This window comes from Actinoplanes sp. HUAS TT8 (genome assembly GCF_051380535.1).
In the GTDB taxonomy this organism is placed as follows: Bacteria; Actinomycetota; Actinomycetes; order Mycobacteriales; family Micromonosporaceae; genus Actinoplanes.
On the sequence record NZ_CP195646.1, the window covers coordinates 4,077,337 to 4,089,184 of the forward strand.

The 11,848-nt window shown below is 71.2% G+C and carries 9 protein-coding genes; 4 read left to right on the forward strand and 5 right to left on the reverse strand.

Annotated elements, in window-relative coordinates:
• Positions 1-40: 40 nt before the first annotated feature.
• Together ACSHV8_RS18545 and ACSHV8_RS18550 are read left to right on the forward strand one after the other, a co-directional pair.
• Positions 41-3,238 (forward strand): NACHT domain-containing protein, encoded by a 3,198-nt coding sequence (locus ACSHV8_RS18545; RefSeq protein ID WP_436534738.1) that lies wholly within the window; start codon positions 41-43, stop codon positions 3,236-3,238.
• Positions 3,239-3,280: 42 nt separating this feature from the next.
• Positions 3,281-3,859 carry an ADP-ribosyltransferase gene (locus ACSHV8_RS18550; protein ID WP_436534740.1) on the forward strand — a complete coding sequence of 193 codons (579 nt, stop codon included), beginning with the start codon at positions 3,281-3,283 and terminating at the stop codon, positions 3,857-3,859.
• 52 nt (positions 3,860-3,911) lie between these two features.
• Here the strand turns inward: ACSHV8_RS18550 and ACSHV8_RS18555 are convergent, their stop codons facing one another.
• On the reverse strand, positions 3,912-4,685 hold the full coding sequence (locus tag ACSHV8_RS18555) for an alpha/beta hydrolase family protein (RefSeq protein ID WP_436534742.1): 774 nt from the start codon (positions 4,683-4,685) through the stop codon (positions 3,912-3,914).
• A 225-nt stretch (positions 4,686-4,910) separates the two neighbouring features.
• On the opposite strand from ACSHV8_RS18555, the gene ACSHV8_RS18560 reads away from it, so the two are divergent.
• Positions 4,911-5,951, forward strand: coding sequence for a hypothetical protein (locus tag ACSHV8_RS18560; protein WP_436534743.1), 1,041 nt, complete (start codon positions 4,911-4,913; stop codon positions 5,949-5,951).
• Positions 5,952-5,996: 45 nt separating this feature from the next.
• Here the strand turns inward: ACSHV8_RS18560 and ACSHV8_RS18565 are convergent, their stop codons facing one another.
• Genes ACSHV8_RS18565 through ACSHV8_RS18575 form a run of 3 tightly spaced genes read right to left on the reverse strand, consistent with a single transcriptional unit; the run spans position 5,997 to position 9,718 of the window.
• Positions 5,997-8,078, reverse strand: a complete 2,082-nt coding sequence (locus ACSHV8_RS18565) for a cellulose binding domain-containing protein (RefSeq protein WP_436534745.1) — start codon at positions 8,076-8,078, stop codon at positions 5,997-5,999.
• Positions 8,079-8,135: 57 nt separating this feature from the next.
• Positions 8,136-9,254: a MalY/PatB family protein gene (locus ACSHV8_RS18570; RefSeq protein ID WP_436534747.1), complete on the reverse strand. Its 1,119-nt coding sequence runs from the start codon at positions 9,252-9,254 to the stop codon at positions 8,136-8,138.
• Positions 9,251-9,718 (reverse strand): mycothiol transferase, encoded by a 468-nt coding sequence (locus ACSHV8_RS18575; RefSeq protein ID WP_436534749.1) that lies wholly within the window; start codon positions 9,716-9,718, stop codon positions 9,251-9,253. Before ACSHV8_RS18575 ends, ACSHV8_RS18570 begins: the two co-directional genes overlap by 4 nt.
• A gap of 83 nt (positions 9,719-9,801) precedes the next feature.
• On the opposite strand from ACSHV8_RS18575, the gene ACSHV8_RS18580 reads away from it, so the two are divergent.
• A complete protein-coding gene (locus tag ACSHV8_RS18580) occupies positions 9,802-10,362 on the forward strand; it encodes a CGNR zinc finger domain-containing protein (RefSeq protein ID WP_436534751.1) in 561 nt (186 codons plus the stop codon).
• A gap of 101 nt (positions 10,363-10,463) precedes the next feature.
• On the opposite strand, the gene ACSHV8_RS18585 is transcribed toward ACSHV8_RS18580, so the two are convergent.
• On the reverse strand, positions 10,464-11,843 hold the full coding sequence (locus ACSHV8_RS18585; RefSeq protein ID WP_436534753.1) for a PLP-dependent aminotransferase family protein: 1,380 nt from the start codon (positions 11,841-11,843) through the stop codon (positions 10,464-10,466).
• Between the last annotated feature and the right edge of the window lie 5 nt (positions 11,844-11,848).

The following is an 11,848-nucleotide window of genomic DNA, read 5'->3' on the forward strand; positions in this document are numbered from 1 at the left end:
GCGGAATGCCGGACAGTGAGCGCTTGCCTACTCTGACGGCATGCGTCGAGAGCCATCGTTGACCTTCCGGGGTGCGCTGCGCATCCTCGGGAAAACCGAGACCCCGCTCATCGACCAAATCGACACCCTGGTCGGCGGGGTGATCCTGGCTGCCGGCGCCGGTGCCGGCATCGCCGCCGCCGGCGGACCGGCTGCCCTGGGCGTGCTGGCACCGATCTGGCAGTGGGTTGACCAGAAGAACGAGGCCGGTGGCCTTCTCCGGAAGCTTCTGGGACGGGTCCCCGCCAAGATCAATAACGCGTCCGGACTGGACCGGCGGCAATTGATCGCGGCCGCGCACAGCACCATCGTGATCGCCGCCTACTTCGACATCTTCCACGAGGCCATCGCCGAGGCCGGCTACAACGGGCTGGAACTCCGATCGAAGGAGAAGGCGAGGGCCGCGTTCGGTCTGGCGCCCGCGCAGGCGTCGTCACTGATCGAGCTGCTCTACTCCAGTGACATCCCGGCGCCGTCGGCCACCAGAGGATTCCTCGAGAACCGGGACCGGGTCGCCCGCTGGATCGGCCGACTTCACGACTCGACCACCGACCTCGTGGAATCCCTGGCCCTGGAAGAGGTCCTCCGCGAGATCGACCCGTACCTGCGGGTGGTGCCCCGTCGCGCGGCGGACCGCTACCGGGCCTACTACGTCGACCTGGCCGCCGCCGTGCCCGAGTTCAAGATCTGGACCGACCTGGACGAGCACGCCGCGACCCGCACCGCCGTCGACACCTCGTTCCAGGAGGTACGGGTGTTGCTGGCCGCCCTGGGCGCGAACGCCGCCCGGACGCCCGCTGCGGCTCGCGCGCTGGACCTGGCCAACACCGGTCGGCTGCGCGACCCCGTCGTGTCGACCAGCATCCCCTGGCCAGACGCGCGATTCCGGTTCCCCAATGTCGGCCAGCTCTTCGTCCCTCCGGGCTTCCGGATCTGTGTATTCGACTCGTCGACCCGCGCCTCCGACGACGATTGGTGGGCCGGTCAACCGTTGCGGCACCGGCTGGCCGAGCGGCTCGCCGCCCACCTGCTCTCCACCGACGCGACGCAAACCCCACTGCTTCTGCTGGGCCACCCCGGCGCGGGTAAGTCGATGCTGATGAAGATGCTGGCGGCGACTCTGCCGCCCGAGGAGTACGCCACCGTGAACATCCCGCTTCGCGCGGTGAGCGCCCACGCCTCCATTCTCGACCAGATCCAGGACGGCCTCGATCTGGCCACCCACCGGCGGGTCAGTTGGGCCGGGCTGGCCGACGAGACGGCCGACCGGATGCGTGTGGTGCTGCTCGACGGTCTGGACGAGCTGCTATTGGCGGCCAACCTCGACCGGACCGGCTACTTGCAGGAGATAATTCGGTTTCAGCAGGTGGAGGCCGACCAGGATCGCCCGGTCGCGGTCATCGTCACCTCACGGACGATCGTCGCGGATCGCATCGACGTCCCGGTCGGAACCCCGGTCGTGAAGCTCGCCGGGTTCGACGACGACCAGATCGGCCAGTGGATCACCCGCTGGAACGAGGCCACGCCGACCCTGGCGGCCACGCCGGGCACCCGCCGGCTCAGCGCCGCGGAGGCGCTGCGGGCACCGCACCTCGCTCAGCAGCCGCTCCTGCTCATGCTGCTCGCCCTCTACGCCAGCGGTCCGGGCGCGGCCCAGCTCGACGCGGCCTCGTCGCAGGCCACCCTCTACAACCAGCTGTTCACACGGTTCGCGGGACGCGAGACGACCAAGGACCTGCGCCGCACGCTGCTGCGGGAGGAGGCTCGGGCCGCCGTCGAGGTCTCGATCGACCGGCTCTGCGCGGCTGCCCTGGCCATGTTCAACCGGGGCCGCCAGCACATCGGCGCGACCGAACTCGGCAACGACCTCAGGGCGTTGGCCGCCGGTCAGGACGACAGTCGGTCCGAGGAGTCCGGCGAGCGCCTCCTGATGGAATTCTTCTTCATCCACGTCAACGAGGCGACCATGGTGGGCGGCGCACCGGTCGAGCGCTCGTATGAGTTCCTGCACGCCACCTTCGGCGAGTACCTGGTCGCTCGGAAGATCATCGAGGTCGTACGCGACATGGCCGACGCCGCCTACAACGGCCGCCGGCATCGCGACCCGAGCGACGACCTCCTGCATGCTCTGATCTCGCATCAGGCGCTGGCCACTCAGCCGCCGATCCTGCAATTCGCCAACCAGATCTTCCATGCGCTCCCGGAGCTGGAACGGGCCCAGATCATCGAAGTACTCGAATTTCTCATCGCCCGCTGGCGGGTCCGGCCCGCCTCGGAGCGATACCGCGACTACCGGCCGATGCCTGTCGATCACCTGCGCCAGCCGGCCGCCTACTCGGCCAACCTGATCGCGCTCCGGCTGTATCTGACGCCGAGCGGGCGGCTGACCCGGTCGCCGCAGCTCACCCGGGACTGGCCGGCCCTGGTCGCGCTCTGGAACTCGGGTCTCGACCTCGACGCCTGGCTGGCGACCCTGCGGGCGATGACGCTCGACCGGCGGGACGGCACGATCACCACCGAGCCACCCGGTCACGGGCACAGCTTCCCCGAGTACGACAGTGCCCGCCTGATCGGCAACAACCGTGTCGCCGGGCAGCTCGGCCTGGGCGCGGCCGTCCTGAACGGCGTCCGGAACATCTTCTCGCCCGACGACTGGCGGCTGATGATGCAGAGCTGGCTCATCCCGGCGATCACCACCGGCGATTGGGGACAGATGGCCCTCGCCGAACCGCCACCGCGCGCCACGGAACACGATCGGGCCGAGATCGCCCACCTGCTCGCCACCCTGCTGCGAACCCGGATCGCCAGCCTCGAATCATCAGTCATCACGAAGGTCGTAGGCCTGCTGCTGACCCTCGACGCCCGGCCCGACCCGATCGCCCTGACCGTCGCGCTGTGCGCGCACCCTAAGCTGCTGACTCGGGTTCCGGCCCTCGGCCAGGCCGAGCTGTACCGCGGCAACCCGGCCACCGCCCTGATGATGCACGGCCTGGAGTCCCAGGTCGGTCCCGGTGAGCTTCGGCAATGGCAGAACCTCGGCCGGGCGATCGGTTCGGCGGCCGGCTTCCGTCCCGACCGGGAGGGCATCAGCTCACCGGCGACCGAGATGCTGCTGCGCCAGTTCTTCTTCCGTGACGGCGTGGACCACATCGGGCGCCCACCGTCAGCCGAACCGCGGGACACGCCACCGATGGAGTGAGGATCCGGCCCGCGGCGGCGCCCGGCCGAGAAGGTGCTCGGCATGATCACCAAGCGTCTCGTGGCCGCGCTTCTCGCCGTCGGCGCCGCGCTGGCCACCTCGGCCTCCACGCCGACCACCGCGACCGCCGCGGCGCCGGCCTGCCCGCTGGTCAAGGACAAGATCCAGGCGGCGATCGACCACGATGTACGCCTCGCCCGGATCACGCCGCGGCCGGTCTGGCGGGCCGGCTGCGGCACCCTGTATCGCAGCGACAGCCGCGCCCCGGCCGTCGTCTTCGAGCAGGGTTTCGCGGCCAAGGACGTCGACCACGGACAGTACGACATCCTGAAGTACGTCCTGGACAACCAGCCGTCACCGTACGTGTCCACAACCTACGACCACGACCTCTACCGCTCCTGGTACAAATCCGGCTACAACTATTACCTCGACGCGCCCGGCGGGGTCGACGTCAACCGCACCATCGGCAGCCGTCACAAGTACGCCGACCAGCTGGAGGTCGCCTTCCCCGGCGGCATCCGCCGGGAGTTCGTCATCGGCGTCTGCCCGGTCGACAAAACCACCAAAACCGAGATCATGGCCGACTGCCAGGACAACCCCAACTACCGTCCGTGGCGTTGAAGACCAAACCCCATCTGCGCGTACGGCATCAGCCCGCGCCAGCACCCGGTGATCACTGTGTGGGCACATGTTTCTCGAGGAACTCCAGGATGCGGGCCGAGGTCGCCGGGTAGTCGGGGTGGCCCGGGTTCAGGTACTGGCCGTGGCCAGCGCCGCGGACCGGGATGAACTGTTTCGGCCACGGGACCGCGTCGAAGGCGGCGCGGCCGGCCTCGATCGGCACCACCGGGTCCTCGTCGCCGTGCAGGAACAGGATCGGCGTGGCCGGGCCGCCGAACGCGGTCGAGGGGCGGCGCCCGGCGATCGAGACGGCCGCGCGCAGCGACCGCGAGTGTCCGGCGCGGAGCAGGCCGAGCGTGGTGGTGGCGCCGGCCGAGAACCCGACCGCGGCGACGTGCCCGGCGTCCAGATGGGCGGCGAGCTCGCCGGTGGTGATCTCCTTCAGCACGTACGCGGCGTCGGCCGGCTGCCGGCCGATGTCGCCCGCGTCGACGTGCCGCACGTGCCCGTTGGTGTGCGGGTAGGCCGGCGCCGCGACCACGTAGCCGGCCTCGGCCCACCCGCCGGCCAGCGGCGCGAACTGCTCGGGCAGTCCACCGAGACCGTGGCTGAACAGCACGATCGGGTGTTTGCCGGCGGCCATGCCGGTGCCGTCCGGCCCGCTCAGGTACCAGACGGTCGTCGGCAGCGGACGGTCCTTGCCGCGGGCGAGCTGGACGACCCGGCTCAGGACACGAGGGCCGGCCTCGGTGCGGGCCTGCGCGCGCACGCCACACCCGGCGAGCAGCAGCAATCCGGCTGTCAACGCCGCCCCGAGTTTCCGCACACCGCGGACCCTACGAAGGAGGCATCGACGACCACTACCCCCGTACGGGCGACATCCGCTCGGCGCGGTCGCCGGAGGCTCGGCTGATCGTTCATCCGGGAACGGCCTTACGTCATCGGCCGCGATCCGTTGGGTTCGAGGGCCGACCTGTTGACCGCTGTTTCTCGGCTCACCGGACAACCAGGATGGGAATCCTCGATCAGTTGATCATGAAAGGCACCGCCGATGGGCAATTCGTGGAAATCGGTCACATACGCAGGTGCGATTCTTTTACTGGCGATCGGCGCGTTGAGTGGCTGCGGCGGCACCCGCGAACCGGCGCTGCCGAGCGCGGCCGAGCCGGCCAGTGCTCCGGCCAGTGTCGAGGCCGTTCCGTCGGCGACGACCGATGCACCGGCGTCGACCGTTCCGGCCGGACCTTTCGTCGCCGTCTGCAACTACGACACCATCGAGTACTTCAACCCGGCCGACGGATCGCAACTGGCCAGTCAGCCGACGGCCGGGCTCCGCAACCTCTACCAGGTCACCGGGGCCACCGACGCCGCCGGGAACGTGGGCCGGTTCTCGGCCACCGGATCGGTCAAGCCGGGCGGGTTCGGCCTGTTCTCCTGCGGCAACTACAGCTACAGCGCGACGCTGTCCTCGATCGCCGGCCTGGACGCCTACGACAACGGGGACACCGTGCCGGCCACCCTGGACCTCGCCACCGGCACGGTCACCGACGTGGTGGCGCCGACCGACCACAGCGGCTTCGCCTCGACCGACGTCATCACCTACGTCGCCGCCGTCTACAACCCGCGCACCGACGACCTGTGGTCGCTGCGGGTCAAGGACGACAACCACATCGTCCTGAGCGACAGCGTCGGGCACACCGACACGACACTCACCTATGCGTACGGCGGGCCCTCGCCGCAGCCGTTCATGGGGTTCGTCAACGGGGCCGAGAAGCCGATCGTCTACACCGACTCCGGCAGCATGTCGGTGGTCGGTCACCCGGCGCAGCAGGTCGACCAGGCCGATCTCGGCTACCTGTCGACCGATGACCTGCCCGACACCAAGTACAGCGTGCAGCGGATGCTCCGGCCGGACGGCACCCAGCCGGGCGCGGCGTTCGTCGCCTACCCGCCCGGGAACGGCTCGGCCGAGCTGTTCACGCTCTCCGCGCCGAAGGCCGCACCCCAGCAGATCGGCACCGTGGCCAGTGCGCGCCCGGCCGACGCCCAGGTGCTGATCGACGACATCCAGGTCATCCGCTACCACCTGTAGAGCCGTCGCGGGGCCCGGAGCGATGCGTCCGGGCCCCGCCACGGATCAGGCGCTGGTGCAGACCGTGCCGTTGAGGGTGAAGACCTCCGGCAGCACGTTCGGGCCGCTGTAGGCGCCGACGAAGCCGACGTTGGTCGACGCGCCCGCGGCCAGCCCGGTGTCACTGGTGACCCGGACCGTCCGGCCGCTCTGCTCCCAGGTGGCGTTCCAGCCGCTGCTCACGCTCTGCCAGCCGGTCGGCCAGGTGAACGCCAGGGTCCACCCGCCGGTCGGGGCGGTCCCGTTGTTGGTGATGTCGACCGAGCCGACGTACCCGTTGCCCCAGTCGTTGGTGTCGCGGAACTTCACCGTGCACGACGCGCCGGCCGGGGTGCCGGTGGTGAAGGTCAGCGGCGGCGACGCGCCGGAGACTCGGCCGGCGACGTCCCGGGCGACCACGTTGATCGTGTAGCGCTGCCCGGGCTGCAGGTTGTAGACGGTCAGCGACGTCCCGGTCGTCTCGCCGAGTTGCTCGCTGATGCCGTTGTTCTGCCGGTACACCTCGTACTTGAGTCCGGAGACGCCGGCCGGCCAGGAGATCGTCGCCGTACGGTCGGTGACCGTCGCCGACGGCTGCCCCGGCGCCCGCGGTGCTCCGGTGACGGTGTGGTCCGGGTGCAGGGTGACCAGCGCGATCGAGTACGGCGCGAGCGTCTGTGCCCCGGCCGTCCCGGTCGACGCGGTGGCCACTCCCCCGGCCCCGTTGGTGAACGTCTCGACGACCGGCGTCGCCGTCCCCGGCGTGAACCCGTTGTAGTTGAGCCCGACGGTGTGCGCGGCGTCCGGGTCCTTGTTGATCAGCAGCACCGCCAGGTCGCCGTTGTCCCGGCGTACGGCATGAGCGCTCACCAGCGAGTTGTCGCTGCCCGTGCCGACGAACCGATCGCCGGTCCGCGCGAAGTCCCCCATCAGCGACAGCGCGTGGTACGGAGCGAACGGCGTGTTCAGCGGCGGCTCGCATGCCGAGTTGTCGGCCGTGCACGTCCCGCTGGAGAGCAGCCCGAAGTCGTTGTAGTCGGTCTGCCCGGCGACCGTGCTCGCCTTGTCCGGCCCGTTGTGGACGTTCCACCAGTGGACGGTGAACACGCCCTGGGCGAGCAGGCCGCTGTAGACGTCGGCCAGGAACAGCGCGCCCGGCTGGGTGTTGCGGCCGGTGTCGACGTTCGTCTCGGTCATGCTGATGCCGACCCGGGCCGCGTTCACCCCTCCGTACTGCGAGATCTGTCGCCGCAGCAGGTAGACGGCGTCCTGGATCTGCGCGGGCTTGGTCAGGGTCTCGGCCGCGCTGCTGCCGCCCGGGTACCAGTGCACGTCGACGAAGTCGATGGCCGCGCCGGCCCGGGTGAGCACCTCCTGGTTCCAGGTTCCGGCGTCGCCGGCCGCGACGATGCCGTCCGGCCAGTTACCGGGCATGGTCAGCACCGCGCCGACCTTGACGCTCGGGTCGACCGCCTTCATCGCCGCCGCGTAGGCGACGACGTTGTCGGCATACTCCTTCGGGCTCTTGTCGGCGTGGTTGTCGGCCTCCCACGCGGATCCGTAGTGCCCGTTGCCGTAGTTCTCGTTGCCGATCGTCCAGTACTTGGCGCCGTAGCCCTTGGTGACGTTGGCGTAGCGGACCCAGTCGGCCGCCTCCTGCGCGGTGCCGGTCCCGTAGTTCGCGATGATCATCGGCGACGCCCCCGTCCGCTGGGCGCCGGCCATGAACGTGTCGAAGTCGGTGTCCGGAGCAACGTAGCCGCCGGGTGCGGTGTGGTCCTTCCAGTGGTAGATGTCGGCGTAGGAGCCGCCGGGGTAGCGGACCATCTGGACGCCGGCGTCCTTGAGCAGGCCGGTGACCGCGGGCGTGCCCAGCTGGGAGTCCCAGATGGCGTGGTTGACACCGAGGGCGGTGGACCCAACGGTGGCCAACCCGGCCCGGGCGTCGACGTCGACCCGGACGTCGGCCGCGACCGCGGCGGCGCGGGCGGCCGACGGTGTGCCGGCGACAGCGGCGGCGTGGGCGGCCGGTGGTGCACCGGCGACGGCGGTGACCAGCGCGAGCAGGACGGTGCTCGCGAAGGCCCGCCGGTGGGGCGAGACATGCATGGGGATCTCCACGGGACGAGGGGTGGGAGCGCTCCCACTATCCGGCTCGGCAGAGAATCATGTCAATGCACCGGTGATCCGGGCGAGGATCTCGGCCAGCACCTCCGGACTGGTGGCGAAGTTGATCCGGACAAAGGACGCGGTGTGCTCGGCGAAATCCGCCCCACGGCCCAGCCGCACCCCGGCAACCCCTTCCAGATGCACGGCCGGATCGGGCCCGAACGGGCTGCCCGCACAATCCAGCCAGGCCAGATAGGTGCCCTCGGGCGCACGGAACCCGCTGTCCCACGGCAGGGTCGCCGCCCAGCGCGTGATCCGCTCCCGGTTCGCGGCGAGGGTGGCGAGCAGGCCGTCGAGCCAGTCGCCGGCCTCACGCCAGGCCGCGACCGTGGCGACCCGGCCCAGGATGCCGGGCTGACCGAAATAGTCGAGCGGCATCCGGTCCAGGGCGGCGCGGATCCGGTCCGGCCCGATGTGCGCGACCGCGCAGCGCAGCCCGGCGATGTTGAAACTCTTCGTCGCCGAGGTCGTGGTGACCGTGCGGGCGGCCGCGTCCGGGCTGATCGCCGCGAACGGGATGTGCCGGTGCCCGGCGTGGACGAGATCGGCGTGGATCTCGTCGGAGAGCACCGGCACGTCATACTTCCGCGCGGCGTCGGCCATCACCGCCAGCTCCTCCGGGCGGAAGACCCGGCCGGTCGGGTTGTGCGGGTTGACCAGCACCAGCAGGGCGCAGTCGCGCAGCGCGTCCGGGTCGAACGCATCCGGGTCGAGCGGGACGATCCGCCGCCCGGCCCGGACGATGCTGGCCAGGAACGGCGGATAGTTCGGCACGTGCACCGCGATGCCGTCGCCGGGCACGGTGGCCGCCTCGATGATCACCTGCAGCACCTGGATGAGGTCGGTGAACACCCTGGTCCGGCCCGGCGCCGGGGTCCAGCCGAAGCGGCCGGCCATCCGCTCCTCGAACGCGGCCACCACCGGATCGCCGGCCGGCCAGTGCGGATAACCGAAATCGGTCACCTCGCGCAGCCTCGACAGGATCACCGGTGCGACCGGGAAGTCCATGTCGGCCACCCACGCGCCGAGCACCCCCGGCGGCAGGGCGCCCCACTTCACGCCGTGGCCGGAGCGCAGCCGCGCGATGTCGGCCCGCGGATCGAAGACGGCGGTCATGATGCCGCCCCGGCCCGGATCACGTCGCGCAGGATCTCCATCTGGCCGTGGTGCTGGGCCAGTTCCTCGTAGACGTGCAGCAGCGCGCCACCCCGATCGAGGGCACGATCCGGCCCGCGGAAAGAACCGTCCGGCGGGGCGTGCAGCGGCGCGTCGAACCGGGCGGCGGCCACATCGGCGGCCAGGCGCTCGCGGACCGCGGCCACCTCGGCCAGCAGCGGCCCGACCGGCCCCGAGGCGACGAACTCGGCATCCCGGTCACGGTCGGCGACCCGACCGGCGACGAGCGTGCCGGACCAGTAGTCGACCACCCCGACACAGTGGGTGAGCAGCGCGAACGGGGAATTCGCGCCGGGCAGCGGGGGTCGCGAGTTGGCCAGGTCGTCACCGAGCCCGGCCACGATCGCGGCCATGCCGTCGAGCGCCCGGCCGGTGAAGTAAAGGTAGTCATCCGTCGAGATCATGTGCGGTTCTCCCCTCCGTCACCCCTTCAGGAGGTGACGCTGCGACCTTGCCGAACCGTACCGTCACCTGTCAAGGTGGTGACGTGGATTTCGTCTTCGTCAGCGGCAACCTCGCGCTGGACCTGCTCGGCACCCTGAAATGGCGCCGCACCCGCCCCGAGGAGGGCCTGTCCGCCCCCGGCGACGCGGCGCGCTGGGCGCTCGCGGCCGGCGTGCTGACCGAGCCCCCGCCGCCGGACGAGACCGAGTTCGATCAGCTGCTCGGCGTACGGGAAAGTGTTTATCGTCTTGTCGAAGCGGCCCGCCAGGGAACCCTTCCGGCCGACGCCGACCTGCTGGCCGTCAACGACGCGGCCAACCGCCCGCTGCCGTCACTCGACCTGACCGCCCGGGGCGCCCGGCGCACCGGCCCGCTCGGCACCGTCACCACCGAGGTCGCCCGGGCCGCCATCGCCTTCCTCGACGAGATGCACACCCCCACCCCTCCGCGGGTACGGGAGTGCGAGCGCCCCGAGTGCACCCGCGTCTTCATCGACCGCTCCCGCGCCGGCACCCGCTCCTGGTGCGGAATGGCCGAGTGCGGCAACCGCGTGAAGGCCAGGGAGTATCGAGCCCGCAAGGCCGCCCGACAACCCGGCAGCTGACCGCGGCCCGTTCCGTCGACCATCGCCGCCTCACCGAGGTCAACGACGTGGCGGTCAGCCGGGCCGGTTCGGCGGATTCCTGGCGATCCGAGAAGGCGTGGCTACGCCAGCGCGGCGAGCAGTTCGTTCACGGCGCCGGCGTAGGCGTGCTGCGGCGGCGTCGCGTAGCCGATGACCACCCCCGGCGGCGCGGCCCGGGGTTCGGCGTAGAAGCGGCTCAAGCCGTCCACCACCACCCCGCGCCGCGTCAACCGGTCGAGCAGGCCGGCTTCGGTGGCGCCGGGCACGTGCAGCACCGCGTGCAGCCCGGCGGCGATCCCGGTCAGCCGCGCGCCGGGCAGGCGGGCGGTGACGGCCCGGCCGAGGTGGTCGCGCCGGGCGCGGTATCGACCACGGCAGCGGCGCAGGTGCCGGTCGAGGTCGCCGCGTCCGATCAGGCGGGCGAGGATCAGCTGGTCGATGACGTTCACGTACGCCTCGTCGTAGGCCAGCGCGGCCCGTAGCGCCGGGACGAGCCGGGTCGGCGCGGCGATCCAGGCGATGCGCAGGGCCGGGGCGATCGTCTTGCTCACCGTTCCGGTGTAGACGACCTGTTCCGGCGCGAGGCCCTGGAGGGCACCGACGGGCTGGCGGTCGTAGCGGAACTCGCCGTCGTAGTCGTCCTCGACGACCACCGCGCCGGTGCGCCGCGCCCAGTCCAGCAGTTCCCGGCGCCGGGCCGGTGCGAGGGTGACGCCGAGCGGGAACTGGTGGGCCGGGGTGAGCACGGCCGCCGCCTCGCCGGTGAGCGCGGCCGCGATCAGGCCGTCGTCGTCCACCGGGATCCGGGTCACTTCGCGGCCGACCCGCTCGGCCAGGGCCGGATAGTCCTGCAGGGTCGGGTCCTCGAACGCGATCGTCCCGTCGAGGGCCTGGCTGATCAGGCGCAGGGCGTGCGTGTAGCCGGCGCAGACGACGATGTGTTCCGGGGTGGTGACGACGCCCCGGGAACGGCCCAGGTATTCCGCCAGGGTGGTGCGGAGGGTGGCGTGGCCGGTCGGATCGCCGTACGCGAAAGCGGTGTCGGGAATTTCCTTGAGGACGTCGCGGGTGGCGGCGAGCCACTGGCGGCGCGGAAACATCGACAGGTCGGGGAGGCCGGGGCGAAGGTCGAAGCCGCCCGCGGGTGTCCGGAACGGTGCGGCCGGGGTGAGGGCCGGCGCCGACGAGGGCCGCGGGCGCGGGGCGACGCGAACCCCGGAGCGCGGCCGTGACGTCAGGTGCCCCTCGGCGGTGAGCTGCTCGTAGACCTGGGTGACGGTGCCGCGGGCGATGCCAAGCTGCCGGGCCAGCACCCGCGAGGAGGGCAGCGCCTGGCCGGGCGCGAGCTGCCCGGAGCGGATCGCCTCGCGCAGCGCGCGTTCCAGGCCGGTCCGGAGGCCGTGCGCGCGGTCGAGGTCGAGGTGCAGATCCAGACCGCTTCTGGCCCACTGATCCGTCATCGTTC